Source organism: Martinezella tropici, assembly GCF_003287875.1.
GTDB classification, from domain to species: Bacteria; Pseudomonadota; Alphaproteobacteria; order Rhizobiales; family Rhizobiaceae; genus Rhizobium; species Rhizobium tropici_C.
Window position 1 is genome coordinate 138323 of record NZ_QMKK01000030.1, and the last position, 23813, is coordinate 162135.

The following is a 23813-nucleotide window of genomic DNA, read 5'->3' on the forward strand; positions in this document are numbered from 1 at the left end:
GCGGCCCGGATCGCCAAGACTGCCGGGCCGTCACGTGTCTCACTTACGCAAGGACCAGGTGATACCTTGAATATTTCCTCTTCCTCCATGGTCGAAAAGGCAGCGGACGCAACGGCAAGGGCGACGCCCATATCGGTCGCCCATCGCGTCCGCGGCCTATCCGATCGAGCGATTGCCTGGGTGTTTATCGCCCCAACCATCATCCTTCTTCTTGCCATCAACATCTTCCCGCTCATCTGGGCAATCTATCTCTCATTCACGAATTATCGCGCCAACCGTCCAAATGCGCCGGTCCAGAATGTCGGGTTGAGCAATTACGAGCGCGTCCTGACCGATCCTGATATCTGGCAGGCTATGCAGACGACAGCGCACTTCGTGTTCTGGACGATCCTACTGCAGACGGTGATCGGCTTTACGCTCGCCTATCTCATCGACCGCAAGTTTCGTGGCCACGCGTTCTGGACGACGCTGATCCTGATCCCGATGATGCTGTCTCCGGCCGTCGTCGGCAATTTCTGGCGCTTCCTCTATGAACCGCAGATCGGTCTCTTCGCCTACGCCGTTTCCCTCGTCACCGGCATCCCGACGGCCAATATCCAGATGCTCGGCAGCGTCTCGCTTGCTCCCTGGGCAATCGTCATCGTCGATACCTGGATGTGGACGCCTTACGTCATGCTGATCTGCTTGGCAGGCCTGCGTTCCATCCCCGACTATATCTACGAGGCTGCCGAGGTCGACCGCGCCTCCGCGTGGCGGCAATTCTGGTCGATCACCGTGCCGATGGCGCTGCCCTTCATCATGCTTGCCGTGCTTTTCCGCGGCATCGAAAATTTCAAGATGTTCGACATGGTCACGCTGTTGACGGGAGGCGGTCCGGGTTCGACGACGGAGGTTGCCTCCATCACATTGAAACGCGCCGCCTTCGAGAGCTGGGCGACGGGAAGGGCATCGGCCTTCGCCATCGTCCTCTTCGTCGCCGTTTTCGGCCTCGCCAACATTTACGTCAAGGCACTGAACAAGGTGAAGCAGCGATGAGTTCTGTCACCTCAGCCCATTCGGTCGTCGAGCCGAGCCCGACCAGTAAGCGCATCGCCGGCGCCATCGTGATCCTCTATGCCCTGATCACCATGATACCCCTGGTCTGGATCTTTCTGACCAGCATCAAATCACCGCCTGATTCCATCAGCTATCCGCCAAAGATCGTCTTCTCTCCGACGCTGGAGGGTTATTGCAACCTCCTGACGACGAGAACGCGCCAAACGCCGGAATATATCTCCGCGCTGCCCGCACCAACCGGCACCTGCGACGAGGTCACCCGCAAGCGGAACATGGTGATTGCAGGGCCCTCGAATTTTCTGCCGCGCTTTGGCAATTCGCTGGTGATTGCCTTCGGCTCGACGTTCCTCGCCGTTTCGCTGGGAACGTTGGCCGCCTACGGCTTCTCGCGCTTCAGGGTTCCGCTTGCCGACGACCTTCTGTTCTTCATCCTGTCAACGCGCATGATGCCGCCTATCGCGGTCGCAATTCCAATTTATCTGATGTACCGCGAGCTCGGTCTTTCCGACACGGCAGTCGGCATGATCCTGCTTTATACCGCGGTCAACGTCTCGCTCGCGGTCTGGCTGCTCAAGGGTTTCATCGACGAGATCCCACGGGAATATGAGGAAGCCGCAATGATCGACGGCTACACTCGCCTGCAGGCCTTCTGGAAAGTCGTCTTGCCGCAGGCAACCACAGGCATTGCCGCCACGGCGATCTTCTGCCTGATCTTTGCCTGGAATGAATATGCCTTCGCGGCATTGTTGACCTCGGGCGAGGCCCAGACGGCACCGCCATTCATTCCGACCATCATCGGCGAAGGTGGCCAGGACTGGCCTGCTGTCGCGGCAGGAACGACGATCTTCCTGATCCCGATCCTCCTCTTCACGATTCTCCTGCGCAAGCAGCTCTTGCGTGGCATCACCTTTGGAGCGGTCCGCAAATGACGCATCTCATCGAAACACCGCCGCCATCCAGGCGGAAGCGTCCCCTCTTTCTGCGCCGCGGCCCGATGGAGAACATCGCGACCACGCTGATCGCGATCGGCTTCCTCATGCTATTCCAGCCATTCCTGCTGGTACTTTACAGTTACTCGCTGGTGACCCTGCTTGCCGGCACGGCCATGTTCATCATCGTCTCGAAGTTTCCGGAGTGAGCCATGGCAGAGATCAGAATAGAAAATCTGCGTAAGCAATTCGGCGGCTTCGTCGCGGTCCAGGATTCAAGCTTCACCATCCACGACGGAGAATTCCTGGCACTGCTCGGCCCGTCCGGCTGTGGCAAGACGACGACGCTTCGCATGATCGCCGGACTTGAACTGCCGACCAGCGGCAAGATCTACCTTGATGGCGAGGACGTCACTTTCAATCGTGCCAGCGCCCGCGATATTGCCTTCGTCTTCCAGCTTTTTGCGCTCTATCCGCATATGAACGTGCGCAAGAATATCGGCTTTCCGCTGCTTTCGCAGGGCATGCCGAAGGCCGAGATCCGAAAGCGCGTCGAGGAAACCGCGCGGCTGCTGCAGATCGATCATATCCTGAACCGCTCCGTCTCCGGACTTGCCGGCGGCGATCGGCAGCGCGTGGCTCTCGGTCGTGCGATCGTACGCCGTTCGAAGTGCTTCCTGATGGATGAACCGCTTGGCACGCTCGACGCGGAATTCCGCGAAGTGATGGTCCATGAGCTGCGTGAACTCCATAACCGCATCCATGCAACGACGGTCTACGTAACGCATGATCAGCACGAAGCCATGGCAATGGCCGACAAGATCGCGGTCATGAACCATGGTGTCATCGAGCAATTCGGCACGCCCCAGGAAATCTACAGCAAGCCAGCCACGATGTATGTCGCTGACTTCATCGGATCGCCGCCGATGAATTTTATGCGCTTCACCTCCGGCCTTCATAGCGGGGCGAGATCGGTCTCGGTTAACGGCGTCGATGTCAGCATTCCCGAAGTGTACCAGGACTTGGCCGAAGCCGAATTGGCGCTGGGCGTCAGGCCGGAACATATCCGCTTCAGCGATGCCTCTCCTTTGCGCGGAGCGGTCTACGGCAGCGAATATCTCGGAACCAATCAGGTCGTGGCAATCGAGACATCGAGCGGCGTCATCAAAGCGCGCGTTCCTGCGAACCGCAACTTTCGCATCGGCGAGACGGTTGGTCTTGAGTTCAACCCGGCCAAGCTCGCGCTGTTCGACTGCAAATCGGGCCGCGCAGTTGCTTCGGCACTCTACTCGGAGGTTGAACATGGCTGACGTTGTTCTCAAGGATCTTAACAAGCGTTTCGGCGATACACAGGCTCTGGTTGATTTGGACCTCTCGATCCGTGACGGTGAATTCGTCGTTCTGCTTGGGCCAACGGGCGCCGGGAAGACGACCACGCTGCGCCTTATTGCCGGCCTGGAGCGCCCTGACAGCGGACGCATCGAAATCGGCGGCCGCAACGTCGCGGGCGAAGCTCCCGCCGACAGGGACGTCGCGTTCGTCTTCCAGCAATATTCGCTCTATCCGCACATGACGGTCTACGACAATCTCGCCTTTCCGCTGCGAGCGCCGGCGCGCAAGCTTTCAAGCGAAGAGGTCGACCGCCGGGTCCGGGAAATTGCGCGCATGGTCAGGATCGACCACAAGCTCGAGAATCGTGCGACCCGTCTGTCGGGTGGCGAAATGCAGCGTGTTGCGATCGGAAGGGCGCTGGTGCGTCGTCCCGCGATCTATCTCATGGACGAGCCGCTTTCTTCGCTCGACGCAAAGCTGCGTGCGGAGCTTCGTCTGGAACTGAAGCGCATCCAGAAAGAGCTTGGCTCGACCCTCCTCTATGTAACCCATGACCAGGTCGAAGCCATGACGATGGCGGATCGGATCGGCATCGTTGCACAAGGACGGCTGCTGCAGGTCGGAACGCCGCGTGAAATTTATGGCAATCCGGCCAGTCTTCATGTCGCGGCACGTCTCGGCCAACCGCACATCAACCTCTTGCCACCTGGTCTTCTCGGTGGCGCCAATCCTCCGCCTGGAACCAAGACGATCGGCGCGCGAACCGAGCATCTCGATATCATCCCCGATCAGAACGCCAATGCCGAAATAGACTGGATCGAGCATCTGGGCGATCAGAACCACCTGCATATCAGGGTGGGCGACCACAAGCTCGTCACGCTTGCCGATCCATATCTTGCGATCCGGCCGGGTGATCGAATTAGCCTGTCGCTGCGCGATCCGCTCTATTTCGATGCCAGCGGCCAGCGGCTTGGATGGACAGCAGAACGAAACTGACATAGTGGCATAAACGACGGATCTCACTCCATGAAACATTTCTTCAATCGCCGGGAAACCATCGTCACCGAAGCCCTGGATGGCTTGCTCTTGACGAGCGACCCTGCCCGTCTGGCCCGTCTGGACACCTTTCCCGAGATCAAGGTGATTCTCCGCGCGGACTGGGATAGATCCGGGGTTGCTATCATCTCCGGCGGCGGCGCCGGGCACGAGCCCTCGCATGCAGGCTTCGTCGGCAGGGGCATGCTCACAGCAGCGGTATCGGGCGAAATCTTTGCCTCGCCGAGTGTCGATGCGGTGCTGACTGCAATCCGTGCCGTAACGGGTCCAAAGGGTGCGCTGCTCATCGTCAAAAACTACACAGGTGACCGCCTGAACTTCGGCCTTGCCGCCGAGAAGGCGCGTGCCGAAGGCTTCGACGTCGAGATGGTGATTGTCGCCGACGATATTGCAATCCCTGGCATCAACCAGCCGCGTGGCGTTGCCGGTACGCTGTTCGTGCACAAGATCGCAGGCTACCACGCCGAGGCGGGCGCTGATCTCAAAACGGTGGCGGAGCAGGCAACCGCCGCAGCGGGCGACATCGTCTCGCTTGGCATGTCCCTGTCGACCTGCAGTGCACCGGGTCAGACGCATGAGGACCGGCTTGGCGCTAACGAGGGAGAACTCGGCCTCGGAATCCACGGCGAGCCAGGGGTCGAGCGCATCGCCCTGCAGCCGGTTGCCGACCTTGTCGCCACGATGGCCGAGCGGCTGGCCGCCAAGCTGGACAGTTCGCAGAATCATGCATTGCTGGTCAACAACCTCGGCGCCGTGCCGCCGCTTGAGATGGGCGTGATAGCCAATGCCGTATTGTCGTCTCCCCTAAGGCGCTGCGTGCGGCTTATCATCGGGCCCGCGCCAATGATGACCGCGCTCAACATGAATGGCTTTTCGCTGTCGCTGATCCGGCTGGACGCTACCCGTGAAGCCGCCCTGAAGGCCGCCGTCGCTCCGCACGCCTGGCCGCCCGCGACCGAACGGCATGAGATCGCTATCATTCCTGCCCCTCAAAGGGCGCTTGCGCAGAACGAAGCGAGGGTGGCCAGCGATGATAGGCAAAGCCGTCTTCTCCTGACGACGCTTTGCGAACATCTGATTTCCCTCGAGGAAGAGCTCAATCGCCTGGATGGCCGCGTCGGTGACGGTGATACCGGCTCTACGGTGGCGCAGGGTGCCCGCAGCATTCTTTCCCGCGTGGACAAGCTGCCGCTGAAGGATCCCGCCGCCACGATGGCCTCGATCGGCGAGATTCTGAGCACGAGCATGGGCGGCTCCAGCGGCGTGCTGCTATCGATCTTCTTCACCGCCGCATCCAAGGCCATGGCCGAAAAGAAAGATATCGCTGCTGCCCTGCTTGCGGGACTAAATCGGATGACGTTCTATGGAGGAGCTGGCGTCGGCGATCGCACAATGGTCGACGCGCTGGCTCCGGCTTTGGCCGCTCTGACATCGGGAGATCTCGCGGCCGCGGCAAGGGCAGCCGCAGCAGGTGCGGAGGCGACAAAGGCGATGCGGAAGGCAAAAGCCGGACGGGCTTCCTATGTCGGCGAGAAGGATCTGGAGGGAGTGCCTGATCCAGGTGCCGTGGCGGTGGCAGGTGTATTCGAAATGGTGGCATCGCTGGCATGAGCGCGCGCAGGGAGGATATTGGGTGCAGGCAGAACCGGCTCTTCTCATGGGATTGATCGAAACTTGCCGCGCGACGATCGCGGCGAACAGCGACCATCTCTGCGGGCTCGATCGTGCGATCGGTGATGGCGATCACGGGACGAACATGCGGCGCGGCTGCGAGGCGGTGAGCGCGGAGGAAGCCTCCGTATCGCTCCTTCCGTTGCCGGACGCGCTTGAAAAAATTGGCCTGACGCTCGTAATGAACATAGGAGGAGCGGCAGGTCCTCTTTACGGAACGCTGCTGATGGAGATAGGCCGCGAGCTCCGCGCACTCGACGACAAACAGGATTTCCCCTCGGTACTGAAGCAGGCGATTGACGCAGTCGCGCGTCGCGGGCGCTCGCATGCTGGGGACAAGACCCTTCTCGATGTCCTGTATCCGGTCCAGGATGCACTCGCACGCCGCGTGCCTTTGACGGATATTGCGCGGCAGGCCGCACTTTCCGCCGAACTGACTGCTGCAATGAAGGCCATGCGCGGGCGCGCCTCCTATCTTGGAGACAGGTCAATCGGCCATGTCGATCCGGGTGCTTCGAGTTGTGCGCTTCTGACCGTCGCGATCTGCCGTTACCTTGAGGAGTACCGCCTGGCATGAATGGGAAGACACCTAACGTTGGGATTGTGATCGTTTCCCACTCGCCGCTTGTCGCGCGCGGGACCGCCGACATGGTGCGGCAGATGGTCGGCGATAGCGTGCCGCTTGCCTGGTCCGGCGGCAACCGTGATGGCGAGCTCGGCACGGATGCCGGCGGCATTCTCAAGGCCATCGAGGAAGCCTGGTCGGAAGCGGGCGTCGCCGTCTTCGTCGACCTGGGTGGGGCCGAGACGAACAGCGAGATGGCTATCGAGATGCTCGGTCTGCCACGATCGGAAAAGGTATCGATCTGCAACGCCCCCGTTGTGGAGGGGGCCGTCATCGCAGCGGCCGAGGCCTCTGGTGGCGCACCGCTCAGCAGGGTGGTTGCAACGGCAGAGGAGCTTTCGGCTTGATGAGTGGCGGATTGCGCATAGGAAGCCGGGAGGCCGGGCAGGTGCAGACCAGTTGTCAGACTGAGGTCGAGGTGAAGCATGGTGTGGGATTGCACGCTCGGCCTTCAGTCACGTTCACGCGCCTGGCAAAATCGTTCCCTTGCTCGATCGAAGTCGCGGTCAATGGCAGCGACATCTGGCTGAACGGCAAGAGCATCATCAAGATCATGGGTGCAAGGATCCGCAAGGGTTCGCTCCTCAAGATCCGCGCCGATGGAATCCTCGCTGAAGAAGCGATCCGTGCATTGAAGGAGCTCGTCGAGCGCAACTTCGATGAGGAAAAGAGGCATGGCCGCACCGTTTAGATTGAAAGCCACCAGCGCTTCGCCAGGCGTTGCCACCGGGCCAGCCTATATCGCTGAGCCGCTGGCCGCCGCCCCGTCGCCGCCGTCAAGCCTTTCCGGACATGCTGAACTCGGCGATGCGATCAAGACGGCTATCCGCGAGCTGCAGAACCTTGCTGCCGGAACAGATCCCCAGAGCAGCGATATCATCGAGTTTCAGATCGAAGTCCTCCAGGATCCGACGTTGACGGAGATGGCTGGCGCGCGGATCGATGCAGGCGAGAACGTCGCATTCGCATGGGTCGGGACACTCCAGGGATACATCCGTGAACTGGAATGCTCGGAAGAGGACCAAATGCGGGCGCGCGCCGTCGACATCGTCGACATCAAGAATCGCGTCCTGGCAGTCCTCACGGGAACGCAACTCGACGACTTTCCAGCCGGATCCATCTATGTCGGAAGGGACATGGAACCCAGCCGCTTTCTCGCCCACGACTGGTCGGCAGGTGGAGGTATCGCTCTTTATGCCGGCAGCGCCGTCGGCCACGTCGCCCTGCTTGCCAGATCCCGGTCAATCCCGATGGTAATCGGCGCCGGCCAATTCACGACGGAAGGGGGACAGCATATCGGGGTTGATGGTGATTCAGGTGTCGTCGTGCTTCAGGCAGCTCAGGAAAACGCAACGCCGGCTCAGGTCAACCATCCCGTGACGAGCACGCCATCGCCAACCGACAATGGCAGTCTGCGCACGGCAGACGGTTCGCAGGTACTGTTGTCCGTCAACGTCAACGCTCCCGATGAAGTCGATTCGATCCTTGCCGCTACAACTGCCGGCATCGGGTTGATGCGCTCGGAATTCACAGTGACGTCACTTGGTGACGCTGCAAACGAAGAAAAACAATTCGCGATCTACCGCCGGCTCCTCGATTGGGCGGATGGCCGAGCGGTAACGATCCGCATGTTGGATATCGGCGGCGACAAGCCGCTCTCCGGCCTCACCGAAGCGTCTTCGTTGCGAGGCGTCCGCCTTCTCCTTGCCCGGCCGGAAATTGCGAGCGTTCAAGCCCGCGCGCTCCTGCGCGCAGCCGTCTTCGGCAATTTACGCGTCATGCTGCCGATGGTGACTTTTCCGTCCGATGTCGACAATATCAGACAAATCTTTCGCGAAGAATCCACTGAGCTCGCGCGCAGGGGCGTGCCGCACAGGATCCCGCCGATCGGGATGATGGTGGAGGTTCCGGCTGCGGCGCTCATGCTCGACCGGTTCGAAAGCGCGGACTTCTTTTCGTTCGGTACGAACGACCTTGCGCAATACCTTGTCGCTTCGGCACGCGAGGATGCCGACTTCGCTGTTTATCAAGACCGCGCCGTGCCGGCGGTGCTGCGCCTGCTGTCGCAGGCCGTGAAGCTTGCCAGGGCCAAACCAGTCAGCATCTGCGGCGACATGGCCGGCGATCCATCCCGGACTGCAGATCTTCTTGCCGCAGGCATATATCATTTTTCCGTGGCGCCCACTCGACTTCCCGCGATAAGATCGGCAATCGTCGGTCTGAATGCCGATGGGACAAAGGCAGCCGGAGAATAAGATGGCGCGCGAAGATACCGAAGACGCCATTATCGCCTACAAGTCCATTCTGGCGCAAATCATCGACAACCGACCATCCGGAACACGCCAGCGGCTGGCCACGGAACTGGGAAAACATCGAAGCTTCGTCACGCAGATCACAAGTCCGGCCTACGCGACACCACTTCCTGCCCGACATCTCGCGACGATCTTCCGGGTATGCCATTTCAGCGGCGCCGAACAGGAGCGTTTTCTGCACGCTTACCAGGCCGCCCATCCTGGCAAACTGCCGGAGCTTAGCGCCTCGGAAAAGCTGCGGCATCTTTCGCTGATGGTCCCTGATTTCGGTGACGAGCGACGCAATCGGCTGCTGGAGGAGGCAATCGCAGACCTGGTGCTGAAGATCGCCGCGCTTTCCGGACCGCCCGAGTGAACAGGGGATTGCGCATGGGGCAAAGAGACTGAGATGATCATCGCCTTGGGAGGGGCTCGATGAAGAAATTCATGAACACGGCGGAGACCATGGTCGCTGAAAGCATCGAAGGCTTCGTGCGTGCCCATGAAGAATTCGTTGCGTTTGGCGCCGACCGCAAATTCATACGCCGTCGCCGCTTGGTTCCCGGCAAGGTCGCAATCATCTCCGGCGGCGGGGCGGGCCACGAGCCAATGCACATCGGCTTTGTCGGTCGCGGAATGCTCGATGCCGCCTGTGTCGGGCATGTTTTCACATCTCCGACGCCGAGCCAGATCATCAGCGCGATCGAGGAAACGGACACTGGCGCCGGTTGCCTGCTGGTCGTGAAAAACTATGACGGCGACGTGATGAACTTTGAGATGGCGGCAGAGATGGCGGCCGGCCGGCACGGTATCGAAATGGTTCTTGCCTGCGACGACATCGAAACGGTGAGAGCCGGCGACGGCCGTGGACGGCGCGGCGTTGCCGGCACGGTTATCACAGAAAGGCTTCTTGGTGCTGCGGCTGAGCAGGGTGCATCGCTCGCACAGCTGAAAGCCATCGGCGACAGCCTCTCGCCGCGCATTCGGTCGATGGGTGTTGCCCTGACCGGTGTGACGGTGCCGCACACGCAGCGCAAGACGTTCACGCTCGGATCAAACGAGATAGAAATGGGCGTCGGGATTCACGGGGAGCCAGGCCATTCAAGGCAGCCCTTTGCCAAGGCCAACGCCATCGTCAGACGTCTTTGCGAGGCAATCGTCGACGACATCAGACAAACCACGGACAAAGGACTGTTGCTCGTCAACGGACTTGGCGGCACTCCACCAGCCGAACTCTATCTCGCCTATAATATTGCTCACGACTTCATGGTCGAGCACGGCCTGCGGATCGAGCGCTCGCTTGTCGGCACTTATGCCACGTCGCTCGACATGCAGGGCCTTTCCGTCACGCTCGCTTTCCTGAGCGACGACGAGTTTTCTCTGTGGGATTCGCCCGTTTCAACCGCTGCGTTGCGCTGGGGCTGCTAGGTGCCCACATGACTGCAGAGGTATCCAGTGTGTACAAGGCCCGCATGTTTCTGGAAAAATCGGATCTGCCAATGCCGATGCTCGAAATTGAAATCGTGATGGATCGACTCCTCTTCCTTCAGTGAAGGATCATGATATTCGATGACCTCGGAAGGGCGGGCCATCCCACAGTCAACGGCCCGCATGTCTTCCGACGGTCTGCTGCTACACTTCACGTATGGCAGCAGGAACTGTCTTTGATTTTGTCGGGCGACAGCCGATTGTCGACACTGTGCCCGTTTGCCTCCGGCGGCAGGTCCATGGCTATGTTGGAGGCGAAGAAACCGTTCGGTTTCAGCGTGAAGCCGGCATATTCCACCGGCATGATCGGAAAATCTTCGGGCTTGCAGACGTGGGTATGACCGAAGGAATGCCAGAGCACGACATCCGCATTGTCGATTTCGCGGTTCTGCTTGACATAGCTCGGCAGACCGTCGCCGCCGGCATGCACGTTCGGATAATCGCCGCTCGCATATTTCTCCCTGGCATCGAAGGCGGTGACCCAGATGTGTTTCTTGGCAAAGCCGCCGCGCTGGGCAACGGTGGACTCTGGCTGCGCAAGCATGACCGGCGATGGCATGACGACAATCTTGTAGCCCGGTGCCTTGCCGACGCTGTTTTGAATATTGGGGTTGGAAACTTTCCAATAGCGGCCGGTCTCACCATCGGCGAGCGCGGGTGAATCCAGTTCACGCTTCAGCACACGCGTCCTGGTGTCGAACACATTGCCATACGGATTGTCTTCGCCCCAGGGACGGGGCACGAAATCATGCTCCGTCACGGTATTGCCGCCGCCATCAATATCCATGTGCAGGCGCGCATTGAAGAAATGCTGGTGGGTCGGGCCGCCGAGATTATCATCGACCATGCCACCCCAGGGATAGGTCTCGCCGGTCGCCACCGCCGCCGTCTGGATGATACCCGTGAGCTTGGCCTCGAGCTGGATCGTGCCGTCCTGGTAAAGATACCAGTAGAAGCCGTAGTCGTAATTGCCGACGGTCGCGAAGAACGAAATGACTAGACGACGCGACCGGCGCACTTCAAAAATGCCGTTGCGGAACTCATAGTGCTTCCAGAGAATGCCATAATCTTCCTCATGCATGCAGATGGCGTTCTTCATGGTGAAGGGCTGGCCGAGATCGTCTGCCGCCGGTACGTCGAAATAGTGAATATGGCCAAGGCAGTCGCAGCCGAGCTCGAGGCTATTGGCCAATCGGCCCAGGCCATATTCCCCGGCATCGAAGGCGCTTTTCCAATAGTGGTTCGCGGTCGGATCGGCGTAGGGCACGACCATTTCGGTGACGCTGGCCCGGAACACGATCGGCCGCAGCCTGCCCTCGTCCTTGATGCCGAGTTCGTGCAGAACGAGGCCCTCGCGCGGCGTGAATCCAACGCGAAAGCTCCAGTTCTGCCATTCGACTTTCCAGCCGTCGACGGTAAAGCTCGGCCCTTGCGGCTGCACGATGTGCAGGGGCTTGAGATCGGGGCGGGTTTCCGGGAAGGTCTCGCGGCCATAATTGCGCTTCTTCCTAGGGACCGGAATGATCTTTTCGTCGTCGACGAGATCGACCACCCGGTTGGCGATCAGGTCGACTACCGCCACAACGCCCTCGATCGGATGCGCGTAGCCATTGTCCCGGATATCCTCGCGCCAATAGGAGACTGCGCGCACGATGCGCTTGCCCTTCTCGAATTCGCGGCCGAAATAGCCGGAGGAGAACGGATCGATCTGGATGAGCGGAATATCCTCGTCGGTAATGCCGCGTTTCTTGACCGCGGCGATCCAGCGCGGATCGGATTTTACAGTGCCTTCGACGGTTTCGAATTCGCATAGCATGACCGGCGGCTGACCATAAGGAAGCTGATCGAGCGGCAACCGGATGTAAGAGGTGACCTCACCCGAGGTGAGATCGACGATGCCCTCGAAAGTCTCGCCATTGCTGATGTCCATCGCCAGAATAAAAGCCAGACGCGGCAGCGAGCCACCCAGGCGGTGCGCGGCGAGATCCGTCTTGGTCGGCTCCTCCAGCCGGACGATCGGAAAACGGACCGTCGGAGCGAGCTTCCGGCCTTCCCTGAGAAGGGCAACGGCAGACGCGATCTCGGTAAGGCTCAAAGGATCGAGTGGATGAGTGACTGTGATGACGGCGTCCATGGACATACCTCTTTGACTTCGGCTTTTGTTTCGGGAGGGTGACGCGCCATCACGCGTCGCAAGCAATAGCGATCAAGATCGGCTGGAGCAGATCTGCGTCTCGACCGTCATCGAACCTCGATGAATGCAGAATATGGAACAGAAGGCGTGTGTCTCGACGGCAACCTGCAATGTTGCGACGGTGAGGATCGCGACGATGAGAGCAAGAAGCCGATCGACGGGTTCAAGTTCGGTGATGGCGCTCATTCGAAGACCTTTCCCAGGGAAGCATAGAGATCGGGCTTGGACTTCTTGACCCGAACTGCAAAAAGCGCGCCGAGAATGCCAACCAGCACCATGGCATAGGGGAAGGCCTTGACGATCAGGCTGTCACTGCCGGACAGGAGCGAAAGATTGGAACCGACGAGCATGAGCGATCCCATGAGGCCCAGCAATGCCAGCACCGGAGCGATCGTCGTGGTCCAGGCGCTGTAACTGTTCGGCGTCTTGCGGAAGAACATGACGATGGCGACGCAGACCAGCACCTGCACCAACAGGATGCCGATACCAGCAAGCGCCGCCATCCAAGAGAAGACGACCGTATAGGGATCGGCGCCGCAGATCACGAACAGGGCGAGGATGACGGCTGCGATCAGGCTTTGCAGAAGACCCGCGGCATAGGGTGAGCCATGCTTGGCGTGAACGCTGCCGAGCACCTTGGCGGCCATGCCTTCGCGGCCAAGGGCGAAGAAATAGCGGTTGAGCGTATTGTGGAAGGACAGGATGCAGGCAAACAGGCTGGTGATCAGCAGTGCGTTCATCACCTGGCTCGACCATGCCCCCAGCACGGAATTGGCGGCGTTGAGGTAGAAGCCGTCGAGGCTCGCTGCCGCAGCGGCCTGCACCTTGCTCGGACCATAGAATTGCGCGATCGCCCAGGTGGAGAAGGCGTAGAAAAGGGTGATGAGCAGCACGGCGACATAGGTGGCACGGGGAATGGTTTTTTCCGGATTTTCGGCCTCCTCCCCGAAGATCGCCGTGGCCTCGAAGCCGATGAAGGAACCGATGACGAAGACCAGCGCCACACCAAGGCCGGGCGCAAAGACCGAGGACGGCGTGAACGAAACGAAGGTAATGCCTTCCGGTCCGCCGCCTGAAAAGGCGATGCCAAGGTCGAGCAGCAGCAATATGGCGATTTCGGCGATCATGCAGACGCCAAGGATCGCGCCTGAAAAGGCGATATTACGCTGACCGCACACCAGAACCACGACGAGGGCTGCGAAGGCCCAGGCCCACCAGGGCAGCACCAATCCCAGCGGTGCTATCGCATTCACCATGAAGAAACCGAACAGGCCATAGATGGCAATCTGAACCGCGCTATAGGTGACCAGGGCCATGAAGGCGCCACCCACGCCGGCCGGCTTGCCGATACCGTGGGTGATATAGGTGTAGAAGGCCCCTGCCCCGCCTACATGCCGGCTCATGGCGGTGAAGCCGACCGAAAAGAGCAGGTAGAGCAGGCCAGCGAGCACGAACGCGCCGGGAACACCTGCGCCATTGCCGAAAGCAAAGGCAGCCGGCGAAGCGCCGACGACAGCCGTGAGCGGCGCGGCCGCAGCAACGACGAAGAACACGATATGAGCCAGGCCCACCGAGTCCTTGGCCAGACGGCGCTCCGGCGATGATGATGCGGGAATGTTTGCTTCCAGTGTCATGGAGAACCCCTCTTTGCTTTTGTCTATTGCCAAGAAGGTAAGCGGAACGATCTGGCCCCGAAATTGCAGTTTGTGCCAATGAATCGATAATTCGCGCCACGAAGCTCGCCGGAGACGCTGAAAATGGCAGTTGCACCGCATTTAATCAGCCGCATGCCAGCACTTGCTTCAATTCGCGCCTCCGTCCTCATCCCGCTCGTGCAACAAATTGACAAACGATCCGGGAAAACCGATCTTCTGCTGGCCTCGCACGGCCTTTTGCGCTCACAACTCGAAGATCCCTACGCTGTCCTGCCGATGGCGCGTTATGTCGCGCTGTTCGAGGATGCCGCGACGATCACCGGCGAACCGGCATTGGGGGCTCGCATGGGAACCGGCTTCAAACCCGCGGATATAGGTCCGATCGGTATGCTGTTTTCGCTGTCATCGACCATTCGCAATGCCTTCGAGCGGCTGTCGAAATATGTCAACGCGGTTCAAGGCGCGACCAGTTCTGGCGTATTCGAGGAGAAGGGCGATTTGGTGTGGAGCTACCGGATCGTCGATTCCAGCATGTGGCCGCGCCGGCAAGACAGCGAATTCACGCTTGCTGCCTCCTGCCAACTCGTTCGCTCCTGCTTCCGGCGCGGCTGGCGCCCGATCGAGATCCATCTCGAACATCAGGCACCGCGCGATACCAGATCCCTGGAGCGAATTTTTGGCTCCTCCATCCTGTTCGGCCAATCCGGCAACCGCATCGTCATGAACAGGGCGGAGGCTGATCGCGTCCTTCGAACCGAGGACAAAAGCCTGGTCGAAATTCTGGAGCGGCATATCGCCGATCTGGTCGACCATTCCGCAAACGGGGATGCCATCGCGCAAAAGGTCCAGGCGCTGATCGGTATCTATCTCGGCCACAAGCCGATCACGGTCACGGCGCTCGCCGCAGAGCTGAAGATGTCGCCACGCAGCCTTCAGCGCCGGCTGTCGGAGGAAGGAACGTCCCTCCGCGATCTTCTCCGGCAGCATCGCCAGACACTTGCCGCCCATTATCTCGGTGATCAGCGGGCAGCACCGATCTCCGAGATCGCCCGTTTGCTGGGCTATGCAGACAATACGGTGCTCTGGCGCTCGCTTCGATCGTGGGAAAAAAGGAAACCACCCACCGTCGGATGAGCTGAAAGAGAATGTGATATATCGGCAAACAGCCATGCGACATCTATGGCCTTTGTCGGGACGGCGCAGGTTAGCTCTCGCCGCATCGACAACATGTGAGGTGGTGCACTGAACCACGTCGAGATTTCTCGCCAGGCCACACAATATCTCACCATTTTGAGGTCTTCCTCACTTTCTGTGGTGGTGGAATTTGCGGTGGGCGAAATGCTTGACGCCGTACGGGCGGAGGAGAATTTGCAGCCATCGGAGGGTGAGAGCGCTATTTGGTAAGGTCGGCAATACGATTGAGCGCGCCCGCAAGGCCCTTCAGGGAGACAGCCAGGGTCAGTGGTTCGGCCGGGCTGGCAGCGGAAACGGTAACGTTGAGGGCCTTGCCGGTCCTGAGCTTCGCAATCGTGTCTGCTTCGAAGGTCAGCGGCACGAGGCAGCCCTGCGGCAGGCAGGTCGAGAACGGCAGAGTATTGCCGAGAGCGGCATCGTCGATCTTCAATTGCAGCGCTCGCACGTTGGATGTGCTCGACGGCTGCCAATCGAATGCGCGCATCTATCGGAGCTTCACTCATGGCGTCATCCAGTCGGTAGAAAAAGCCCGGTTATGAGAGAAGCGTTCATCCTAAATACCTGTGCTCTCGATGCCACGACAGGGCGTCGGCTGACGGCGCAGCATGTCGGTTCTTGGGAGGGCGAATGGGCGTTCCGTGAAGATCATAGTAGTGCCGACCGTTATCGAAATCAGCTTTCAGACGACCACTGACCTCGAACCGGCCATCCGGTGAGACAGTCACATATCCGAGGTCGAAAAGCCGATGGATGTCAGTGCGAAGGAGCAAACCGTTCGAAGCTGCATGCTCTCCGCCGGCCTCGAAAGCACGGATGTGGGCGGCGTCCAAAATCGGCAGGGTCTTTTCACCCGAGACAGCGCAACGGCGTTCATAACTATCGGTGATCGTCAGGCGAAACGCGCCCTGCCCTAATCTCGGCTTGATCAGCGTCGGCTTGCCGAAGCGCTCAGCGATGACCGGCTTTGTATTTTGAATCTCAGGAACCGAGTTCAATCGCTCTGTGACTGCGGACCATAGATATTGCCCATCCCCTTCCTCCGCGCTGAATCCCTTGCCGGTCACGATGTTCGGCGACCAGCTCTCCGGAACGGGCAGCCAGAGCTCCCTCGGCCAAAAGAACGGCTGGGTCAGTATTCGACAACCAATGACCGGATCCTGTTTATCGTCCAGAGCAATTGGATCCCGGCGATAGCTCGCAATTCGCGCCCGCATTTCAGTGCGACTGGAAACACCGTTCTTAAGGCCAAAGGCTTCCCAGGCCAGAGACAGCGGCGCGATTGACGCGTGACCGAAAATGCCGCCGCCAACGATGAAGTTGTTTGGTGCATGCAGCTTGAAGAGGAATAGTTCGCCGGGCTGAAGCGCGCGAAACTGCGTCGTTCCGCTGGGTTGCCAGAAATTGACTTCGTCATGCGGAACAGAGGCGCTCAACTGATCGAACCAGGCCTTGTCCGTAACGCCGACGAAGAGACGGACCATGGTCTAGCCTCTCAGCTCGGCTGAGTTTTGAAGCGCCGACGTTCTGGCAATCCACGTTGTCAGTGCCGCAGCCCGAGAGCCAACTACTGCGGACCATAGCTTACAGATCGTCGTCGTCTTGTTCCTTTTCACTTCGGCGTTCCCCATGCGTCCACCGTGCCTCATGTCGCGAGCACCCGCCCGAGATCAGACAACAGCTTTTCGCGCCGGCCCTCCGAAAGTTTGGCCAAGTTGTCGACCTTCCAGCGCACCGCCGGCAAGTCCGCGGCTCCAGGCACGCCTAGCAAGTCCCACTCTGGCTCGCCGGCCTTAAAGGAGAGAAGAAAGCGCCGGTGCTCGGCAGACATCTTGCCAACGACCTCGGCGATTAAAGCTTCACGAGCATCGTACAACGCCTCGAGGGTCACGGGCTCCTCCGTCATGCCGGCAAACCCCGCGTCAAACTCGTGGCGCAAGTTCCTTGCGCGTCGGCGCCAAGACCTCGCCCATCGGCCTGTTGTGGCTCAGGATGTAGACGATGAAGGCACGCCGCAGCTCATCGGATATTCCCTCATTCGCGAGCAGATCCCTGACATCGAACAAATCTCGCGGATGCTGCCGATCCAAGGCGGCGACGATCTTGCCGGCGTAGAGGTCTGGGAAGGACACAACGGGCACCTCGGCATATCCGAAGAGCTCTTCGACCCGGTCGCAAACCGCCCGTGCCTCGGGAGAGTAGACGCAGCCACGAATGACAGGCGTCACCTCGATCTTGATCTGCACACCGTCGGAGGTAACGAGCACCTTTGTTGCAGCGCCTTCGCTGTGCAGCGGCACGGCCTGGGTGCGGCTGCGCGGTACATTCTCGGCTATTCGGGCAGCAATCCGTCGTATGGCGGCATCGATATTGGCGAGGGACGTCGCGCGATCTTCGACCGGCAGATAGGTCAGATCGATATCGACCGACAGGCGTGGAAGGTCTCTAACGAAAAGATTGATGGCCGTGCCACCCTTCAATGCAAAGACGTTCTCCTCTGCAACGAGCGGGAGAACTCGAACGAGGAGGCTGACTTGCGCGCGATAGGCTTCAGACGCCGGCATCGAGTGTCTCCGGCACAGTGATCTGATACTTGCTGTCCAGCCGACCGCCGACCACGATCTGGCGCTTGCCATGACCGAGGTCGATACGTTTGAGATCGAGCCGGCCGAACCATGGATGGGCGTGCCGCTCGGCGAACCAGAGGAACAGCCGCTTCACCTTCACGCTGCGGCACGCTTCCAGCACGGCCTGAACCCGCTTCGGGCTTAGAGTGCGAACCGACTCCATTAGGACGTCCGCCTGATGGAACGTCTCCCGGGACGGGAGCAGGTCAAGAAGTTCGCAAAGAGCGCGCTCGGGCGCGGAGACATCGAGCTGCCATCCCCAATGTCCCCATACGATGCGTGTCCTTCCAGGTGTGTCGGCATCGAAGAGCTTGTCTGCCTTGTGTTCGACGAACTGAGCGTCGGTCGGTATCCGCTCGACCCAGCCAGGCAAGCTGCCATAGGCATAGAGATGGATTTCTGGCTTGCCCGAAAAGCGGAGGTAGTGCGTCAGGCCTTGTAGCTCGAGGGCACTGCGGCCACCGACGTGCACGGATTTGTTCAGAAGTCGCTGGAGTGAGATGATCACGCGCTGCCAGGCTATTGCCTGATCAACGTTGCCGGTCGGTCGCTGATAGACGCCACGAACGACACCTTCGAGCCAGCCCTGCGCCACGTATTTTTCCCGCCACTGCCGACGATAGCCGTGTTTTTCCAGCCAAGCGGTGTCAACCACCAGCCCCTCGGGGAGCAGGCGATGAAGTTGGTTTATCTTTTCGTTCTTTTGACCTACCATTAATGGGCGAAAATAGCATGAGTCTAAACCGAAGGACAAGTTCGGGATTTCGCATTTTCGACCCATCAATGGTAGGCATAAAAGCGCAATATTCAAACCGTGGAGATGGAACGCTTCTGGAGGAGGAAATGGCCAAGCTGCCGAAATTCACGCTTACGCATAACGAGAAGAAAGATCGCTGGGATTTGACCAAAGACGGCGCGAGTCGTCCTACGGCGAGCTTCGGCACCAAATCCGATGCGACCAAAGGCGGCACCCTCGAGAAGGCTGTCGGCAAGGACGGAGGATCGGTCAAGATCCAGAAGGTCGACGGTCAATTTCAAGAAGAGCGGACTTATCCGCGTGCTGCCGATCCCAAGAAATCGCCGGGCTAATTCGTATCCACCTCCCGGCACTTCAACGAAAGCAACCCGCATGCCTCGCACGATCGACGAAGTCATGGCCGTTCTTCCACCGGCCCAGCAGGAAGAAATCGAGAGGCGATATTACGCTTTGCGTCGAACTCTGCCGTTCCCTCAGCGCGACAAAGGGCCAGACGACCAGCCTGCGGCCAAAAGCATCGGCCCTCGCCTGCCGCGCCATAAATAACCTCTATCGAGACTTCCTCACTCTCGCCAGCCTACCACCGCGAGGGCGTGAAGCCGTGATCGTCATCGTCACCAAATAGGCGCTCCGCCTCGAAGCGATTCTCGATCGCCCGCGGGGATAGGCGAGCCTCGCGCTGCGCCAGGTGCTCTGTGGTCCAAGCCAGAAACGCCGACAATCTGGGGCTCGGTTCGGCCGAAACTTCTTCAGTGAGCATGGCGATGAGACGACGTAGTCGGTCCAGTTCATCAAGTTCAGAGAGAAGCGTGCTCAGTCCGTTGGTGCGGCGATCCTGAATATGTTTGACGCGCGCAGCGAGTTCGCGGCGACGACGCTCCTCCTCAATCCTCCGTTGCTCTACCTCCTGCCTGAGCCGTTCTTCAGTTTTCGCCGCAGCAAGCACTGCAAGGCCTACAGCTATGTCGCTGGCCATGTTCTCCAGCCGCTGAACCTTGGCATCGCGGAAACTGCGGCGCGGCACGCCCCCCCGGAAAACATACACCTGCTCGAACTCAAACGAGAGCTGGCCGGTCGGATGGTGGTCCCATTCCGGAAAGCGAGGCATGTCGGAGAATAGGTCATCCCAAGAGTTACGCCGTGCCGCACGATCCCTTTTTCGTTCCCAAGCCTCCTCCTTGGCTATTTCTGTTTATTTAACTCTGGAAGTAGTTGTCGAACGCTATCGAAATCAAGTTAGCGAGGGCACGTTGCGCAACTGGCGATCAAAGAGGATCGGTCCATCGTTCAATAAAATCGGCAAATCCGTTCTGTACCCAGTCAACGAGCTAGATCGTTGGGATCGTTCAAACCTCGTCCCATGCCAACGCACGCGATCCTCCTTTTTGATACTACTGACGCTGAGACCAGCGTGATCTGAGCGTCGGCATGAGCCTCGTCCCGTGGTCGAGGGGTTCATGCCTACTGAAGTAAACGGCTGCGAACATCGCTTTCAGCGAGGCACTTGCCGCGATCTGCATTCCCCCGTAACCGTAGTTGCCACAGTAACTCGTGCTCCTGCATGCGTTTCCGGAAGCTGGAAGGATCGGGCGGAATACGGCGGGATGGTCACGGAATGTCATCTGTTTCAGACACCAAACCCATACCCCAGTTTATCTGCAGGCATGTATAACATCCTGATAAACAATGACTTACTTCGTTGGCTGTTTTGATCCACAAGCACCACTTCTCGAGATCCGAGCATCTCATGGATCACCATCGCCAATCGCGTTGTAGCGATAGGATCGGTATCTGTCCGGCACCGAGTGGTTTTTGTGGAATGTTTCGAGATGCGGCATCAATTCTTCTACCATTCGTCGAGCGGTGATCTCGCCGGCATTTTCGGGCGCTGCGAGCCGAGCGGCTATTTCGCAAAGGGCGGCTTGACGGTCGATGCTGACGACCTTGCCGCTATCGACCACCAGGTGCCCGTCGACAAAGACCTTGTCGATGGCCCCTCTCATCGCGCGGTGAAGGACCGCCTCTGTCATAGGAGTGTTCGGATGGAGATAGGGACGGCCAATTTGATCCCGCGACAGGAGGATGATATCTGCCCGCTTCCCTGGTTCAAGGCGGCCGACAACAGAACCGAAACCCGCGGTTCTTGCGCCAGCTTCGGTCGCCATCTGAAGAATGGCGCCAGCGTCCGGCCGATCGTTCCAAAGTCCTGTCTCTCGGTGAAGCGCCCAGACCAGTTTCATTTCGAGCATCATGTCGCGGTCGTCGGCGATGTTGGACTGATCAATACCGAGAGCCACCGGGATACCGCGCTTGCGCATTTCGTTAACCGGAGCGATGCCGCTTCCGAGCCTGAGGCCGGAACTGGCGTTGTGGCACATGCAGCAGCCGGATTCGGCGATCAGATCAAGGTCACGGGCTGTTGCCCAGTTTCCGTGACCGATCGTCAGCTCCGGCCCCAGGCAACCGAGCTCATGGAGATGCTCAACGGCCGAATGGCCAAACTGCTCTCGGGCGAAGGCCGCCTGCCTTTCAGTTTCCAGAAGATGCATATGGACGTTGCAACCGGCCTCGCGCGCGGCCGCGAAAATCGTCTGCAGGCTGTCGTCAGAGCACCAGTGGAGATTGGCTGGCGCCAGATGGTGTCGCACGCGAAAGGGATTGCGCTGTTGCCACTTGGCCCGGCTTGCCTTGAAGAAGGCCAGGTAATCGGCGGTCGGAACCTGCGCAGCCGAAAGCGCCGCCTTCAGCCAGTTCCGCAGCTCGGCAGGAAGGCCGGCAAGCACCTCTGCATCGGCGCGATAGGTCAGGACATTGCGGTCTCGCATCATGAAGGAATAGCCGACCCGCATGCCAATGTCTTCATATGCGTGCAGGACGGCATCGGTCGCCACATCCCATTCCTCGGGCGTGCCGGTAAGACCGCTGGCGATATGATGAACCGTCGTCGTTCCGCTTTCCAGCATCTCAATCGCCGAATAGAGCGTATCCAGGCGCGGACCGATCGAGCGCATCATGCGGAATCGCGGAAGCCACAGTTCCAAAGGCGCGAAGGGAACGCCCATCATCAGAGGTGTCAGCCCGAAGTGATGATGACTATTGACGAACCCCGGCATTGCTACCATTGCCTGCGACCCGAAACGCGGCAGGTGGTCGTTGCCATAAGCGACGGCCTGCATCGGGCCGATCTGCGCGATCATGCCCTTTTCAACGCGGATGCCGACATCATGGCGCATGCGCATCGTGCCGTCGGGCGCTAGTCCGCAGAGCACGGTTCCCGCTTCAACGATGCAGTCCGCTCCCTCCCTCGCTTGCATTTCCGTCATGCCGTGTAATCTCCGATGAGGCCGAGCCGCCGTGCTGCAGCTACGCGGTAGAGCGGGTCGCGGTAATGTTTCATTTCCTCGCTTGCCGAAAAGGCAAGACTGATGTCGTGCTCATCGTAGCTTTCGGCGGCCGCTGCGTGGATTTCGGACCAGTCGGGCGCGGCAAGCTCGCGCCAGCCCTTCACCGTCTCCTCGGCCGGCATTTGCGGAAAGTCCATCTCGCGCATCAGCGCCGCGATCGCCTGCCAGAACACGCGCAGGAGCTTTTCATGTGTGGCGAAATCGCAATGCGGCGAGATGAGTCGGATCCAATGCAGTCCGGTGACGACATGCAGTGCCGCGAAATGTTGCGTGGCGGCAAAGAGCCGGATCGCCGCAGCGGCCATCCGCGCCATCGTATCCGGCCCGATCGCCAGCCAGTCGACCACTGGTGCAAAGCCAGGTACAGCCGCGGCGTCGCGGATATTCTGCCAGAGCAGATCGTGGAGCTTGAGATCGCGCAACGGTTCGATTTCGGCGGTTCGGCGCAACACCTCGGCGGGATCGTCGGTCATCGGATCTGCACCCGTGGCGGGGGGGAGTGGCAGATATGTGGCAGCCCAGTAGGCGAGCGCAATGGCAATGTCTTGATCGTTGCCGCGCAAGACGCCGTAGGCAGTACGCATCAGCGCGTGGAAGGCGCTGGCCGCCACGCCCGGGGCCAGCATCGGCAGATAGCGGCGAAGCGCTCCATCGATACCCAATCGGGCCACTTCGCCCGCAAAAAAGACCCGTAGGTCCGGCTCCCTTTCGCGCACCCCGATCATGGCACGCCAGTCGTCCTCGCCGAGAGGACCAACAGGTGCCGGAGCGGGCGACAGTTGCTTGTAGCCGCGGTAAAAATCGAAGAAGCGGCGCATCTGGGCGGGTGAGCCGCCAATCTCGGCCAGTGCACACAGTACCATAGGGGCGTGGTTGGCGAAGGTGCGGGCAAATTCCGACCCCCATAGCGGCATTTCGGCAAGCAGTGCTTCGGCTTCGGCGGAACGGTTGGTCGCAGCCATCACGGCTCCTCCTTCGTCCAGGCGTCGCGATGCACAGCAGCGGCCTCCTCAGCAAGAAGCGGGCCTTTCACCTCGATGGTCTTCTGGCCGGCGGCAAAGACGGTGCGGCACGGCAAATCCATGGTGGGATTGTCCGGATGGTCTCCGGTCATGGCCCTCAGCACATGTTCTGACAGCCCGTAGACGATGCGTCCGATCCCTGTCCAGTAGATAGCGCCTGCACACATGGCGCAGGGCTCGGCAGAAGAATAAAGCGTGCATTCGGCCAGGAACGGCTCTCGATAACGCTTCGAGGCCTCCGTTGCCAGCAGCCTTTCGGCGTGAGCGGTGGCATCGAGGTCCGGAAAATAGCCGTTCTCCATCTCCAGCAGGACTGTGCCGTCCGGACCGGCCAGAAGCGCGCCGAAGGGCATGTTGCCGTGGCTGCGCGCTCGGCCGGCGATCTCGAATGTCCGGCGTAACAGCGCCTCGTCCCGGTACGTCACCATATTCTACCTCCATAAAGGCGGTTGCGTGAATGGCATTTCAGCCGGCAGACAACCGCACTGGCCACTGCCGGAAAATAGCAAGACGGC

27 protein-coding genes are annotated in these 23813 nt (G+C 59.9%); 15 read left to right on the plus strand and 12 right to left on the minus strand.

All coding sequences use genetic code 11. From position 1 onward, the window contains the following. Positions 1-66 precede the first annotated feature (66 nt). From DQ393_RS12155 to DQ393_RS12210, 12 genes are read left to right on the plus strand one after another with little or no spacing between them, the layout of a single operon-like run. Positions 67-1035, plus strand: coding sequence for a carbohydrate ABC transporter permease (locus DQ393_RS12155; protein ID WP_181592330.1), 969 nt, complete (start codon positions 67-69; stop codon positions 1033-1035). Further along, complete coding sequence (locus DQ393_RS12160; RefSeq protein WP_112342037.1) at positions 1032-1985, plus strand: carbohydrate ABC transporter permease; 954 nt, start codon at positions 1032-1034, stop codon at positions 1983-1985. The genes DQ393_RS12155 and DQ393_RS12160 overlap by 4 nt, the downstream gene beginning before the upstream one ends. Next, complete coding sequence (locus DQ393_RS12165) at positions 1982-2194, plus strand: hypothetical protein (protein ID WP_112342038.1); 213 nt, start codon at positions 1982-1984, stop codon at positions 2192-2194. Before DQ393_RS12160 ends, DQ393_RS12165 begins: the two co-directional genes overlap by 4 nt. 3 nt (positions 2195-2197) lie before the next feature. After that, complete coding sequence (locus DQ393_RS12170) at positions 2198-3295, plus strand: ABC transporter ATP-binding protein (protein WP_112342039.1); 1098 nt, start codon at positions 2198-2200, stop codon at positions 3293-3295. Beyond that, the gene (locus DQ393_RS12175) at positions 3288-4313 is read left to right on the plus strand and encodes an ABC transporter ATP-binding protein (protein ID WP_112342040.1); all 1026 of its coding nucleotides are present in this window, start codon (positions 3288-3290) and stop codon (positions 4311-4313) included. Before DQ393_RS12170 ends, DQ393_RS12175 begins: the two co-directional genes overlap by 8 nt. Positions 4314-4343: 30 nt before the next feature. Next, on the plus strand, positions 4344-5984 hold the full coding sequence (locus DQ393_RS12180) for a dihydroxyacetone kinase subunit DhaK (RefSeq protein WP_112342041.1): 1641 nt from the start codon (positions 4344-4346) through the stop codon (positions 5982-5984). A gap of 22 nt (positions 5985-6006) precedes the next feature. Next, positions 6007-6621 (plus strand): dihydroxyacetone kinase subunit DhaL, encoded by a 615-nt coding sequence (gene dhaL / locus DQ393_RS12185; protein ID WP_112342042.1) that lies wholly within the window; start codon positions 6007-6009, stop codon positions 6619-6621. Then, positions 6618-7016: a dihydroxyacetone kinase phosphoryl donor subunit DhaM gene (dhaM, locus tag DQ393_RS12190; RefSeq protein ID WP_112342043.1), complete on the plus strand. Its 399-nt coding sequence runs from the start codon at positions 6618-6620 to the stop codon at positions 7014-7016. Before dhaL ends, dhaM begins: the two co-directional genes overlap by 4 nt. Next, complete coding sequence (locus DQ393_RS12195) at positions 7016-7360, plus strand: HPr family phosphocarrier protein (protein WP_112342044.1); 345 nt, start codon at positions 7016-7018, stop codon at positions 7358-7360. Before dhaM ends, DQ393_RS12195 begins: the two co-directional genes overlap by 1 nt. Beyond that, complete coding sequence (locus tag DQ393_RS12200) at positions 7344-8924, plus strand: putative PEP-binding protein (RefSeq protein WP_112342045.1); 1581 nt, start codon at positions 7344-7346, stop codon at positions 8922-8924. Before DQ393_RS12195 ends, DQ393_RS12200 begins: the two co-directional genes overlap by 17 nt. A gap of 1 nt (position 8925) precedes the next feature. After that, positions 8926-9336, plus strand: coding sequence for a hypothetical protein (locus DQ393_RS12205; RefSeq protein WP_112342046.1), 411 nt, complete (start codon positions 8926-8928; stop codon positions 9334-9336). Positions 9337-9395: 59 nt separating this feature from the next. Then, complete coding sequence (locus DQ393_RS12210; RefSeq protein WP_112342047.1) at positions 9396-10388, plus strand: dihydroxyacetone kinase subunit DhaK; 993 nt, start codon at positions 9396-9398, stop codon at positions 10386-10388. 211 nt (positions 10389-10599) lie between these two features. Here the strand turns inward: DQ393_RS12210 and DQ393_RS12215 are convergent, their stop codons facing one another. From DQ393_RS12215 to DQ393_RS12220, 3 genes are all read right to left on the minus strand, one after another. Further along, positions 10600-12582 carry a primary-amine oxidase gene (locus DQ393_RS12215; protein ID WP_112342116.1) on the minus strand — a complete coding sequence of 661 codons (1983 nt, stop codon included), beginning with the start codon at positions 12580-12582 and terminating at the stop codon, positions 10600-10602. 72 nt (positions 12583-12654) lie between these two features. Then, positions 12655-12828: a hypothetical protein gene (locus DQ393_RS33400; RefSeq protein WP_181592331.1), complete on the minus strand. Its 174-nt coding sequence runs from the start codon at positions 12826-12828 to the stop codon at positions 12655-12657. Next, positions 12825-14276 carry an APC family permease gene (locus tag DQ393_RS12220; RefSeq protein ID WP_112342048.1) on the minus strand — a complete coding sequence of 484 codons (1452 nt, stop codon included), beginning with the start codon at positions 14274-14276 and terminating at the stop codon, positions 12825-12827. Before DQ393_RS12220 ends, DQ393_RS33400 begins: the two co-directional genes overlap by 4 nt. Before the next feature lie 123 nt (positions 14277-14399). Between DQ393_RS12220 and DQ393_RS12225 the strand changes: the two genes are divergently transcribed. Beyond that, positions 14400-15431, plus strand: coding sequence for an AraC family transcriptional regulator (locus DQ393_RS12225; protein ID WP_112342049.1), 1032 nt, complete (start codon positions 14400-14402; stop codon positions 15429-15431). A 259-nt stretch (positions 15432-15690) separates the two neighbouring features. Here the strand turns inward: DQ393_RS12225 and DQ393_RS12230 are convergent, their stop codons facing one another. From DQ393_RS12230 to DQ393_RS12245, 5 genes are all read right to left on the minus strand, one after another. Further along, the gene (locus DQ393_RS12230) at positions 15691-15975 is read right to left on the minus strand and encodes an invasion associated locus B family protein (protein ID WP_245430325.1); all 285 of its coding nucleotides are present in this window, start codon (positions 15973-15975) and stop codon (positions 15691-15693) included. Between the two features lie 64 nt (positions 15976-16039). Then, complete coding sequence (locus DQ393_RS12235; RefSeq protein ID WP_112342050.1) at positions 16040-16972, minus strand: HNH endonuclease; 933 nt, start codon at positions 16970-16972, stop codon at positions 16040-16042. Positions 16973-17133: 161 nt separating this feature from the next. Further along, the gene (locus DQ393_RS34205) at positions 17134-17379 is read right to left on the minus strand and encodes a hypothetical protein (protein ID WP_348628015.1); all 246 of its coding nucleotides are present in this window, start codon (positions 17377-17379) and stop codon (positions 17134-17136) included. A 31-nt stretch (positions 17380-17410) separates the two neighbouring features. Next, positions 17411-18052, minus strand: coding sequence for a nucleotidyl transferase AbiEii/AbiGii toxin family protein (locus DQ393_RS12240; RefSeq protein ID WP_348628016.1), 642 nt, complete (start codon positions 18050-18052; stop codon positions 17411-17413). Continuing rightward, a complete protein-coding gene (locus DQ393_RS12245; RefSeq protein ID WP_112342051.1) occupies positions 18039-18830 on the minus strand; it encodes a type IV toxin-antitoxin system AbiEi family antitoxin in 792 nt (263 codons plus the stop codon). The genes DQ393_RS12240 and DQ393_RS12245 overlap by 14 nt, the downstream gene beginning before the upstream one ends. A 128-nt stretch (positions 18831-18958) precedes the next feature. Between DQ393_RS12245 and DQ393_RS12250 the strand changes: the two genes are divergently transcribed. Then, a complete protein-coding gene (locus DQ393_RS12250) occupies positions 18959-19204 on the plus strand; it encodes a DUF2188 domain-containing protein (protein ID WP_112342052.1) in 246 nt (81 codons plus the stop codon). 245 nt (positions 19205-19449) lie between these two features. Here the strand turns inward: DQ393_RS12250 and DQ393_RS12260 are convergent, their stop codons facing one another. Continuing rightward, complete coding sequence (locus DQ393_RS12260) at positions 19450-19980, minus strand: hypothetical protein (protein WP_181592332.1); 531 nt, start codon at positions 19978-19980, stop codon at positions 19450-19452. 70 nt (positions 19981-20050) lie between these two features. On the opposite strand from DQ393_RS12260, the gene DQ393_RS33800 reads away from it, so the two are divergent. Further along, positions 20051-20287, plus strand: coding sequence for a helix-turn-helix domain-containing protein (locus DQ393_RS33800; RefSeq protein WP_112342117.1), 237 nt, complete (start codon positions 20051-20053; stop codon positions 20285-20287). Positions 20288-20617: 330 nt separating this feature from the next. Here the strand turns inward: DQ393_RS33800 and DQ393_RS12270 are convergent, their stop codons facing one another. Genes DQ393_RS12270 through DQ393_RS12280 form a run of 3 tightly spaced genes read right to left on the minus strand, consistent with a single transcriptional unit; the run spans position 20618 to position 23726 of the window. Beyond that, complete coding sequence (locus tag DQ393_RS12270; RefSeq protein ID WP_245430326.1) at positions 20618-22195, minus strand: amidohydrolase family protein; 1578 nt, start codon at positions 22193-22195, stop codon at positions 20618-20620. Then, a complete protein-coding gene (locus DQ393_RS12275) occupies positions 22192-23238 on the minus strand; it encodes a questin oxidase family protein (protein WP_245430327.1) in 1047 nt (348 codons plus the stop codon). Before DQ393_RS12275 ends, DQ393_RS12270 begins: the two co-directional genes overlap by 4 nt. Next, positions 23238-23726 carry a nucleoside deaminase gene (locus tag DQ393_RS12280; RefSeq protein WP_169645294.1) on the minus strand — a complete coding sequence of 163 codons (489 nt, stop codon included), beginning with the start codon at positions 23724-23726 and terminating at the stop codon, positions 23238-23240. The genes DQ393_RS12275 and DQ393_RS12280 overlap by 1 nt, the downstream gene beginning before the upstream one ends. Positions 23727-23813 lie beyond the last annotated feature (87 nt).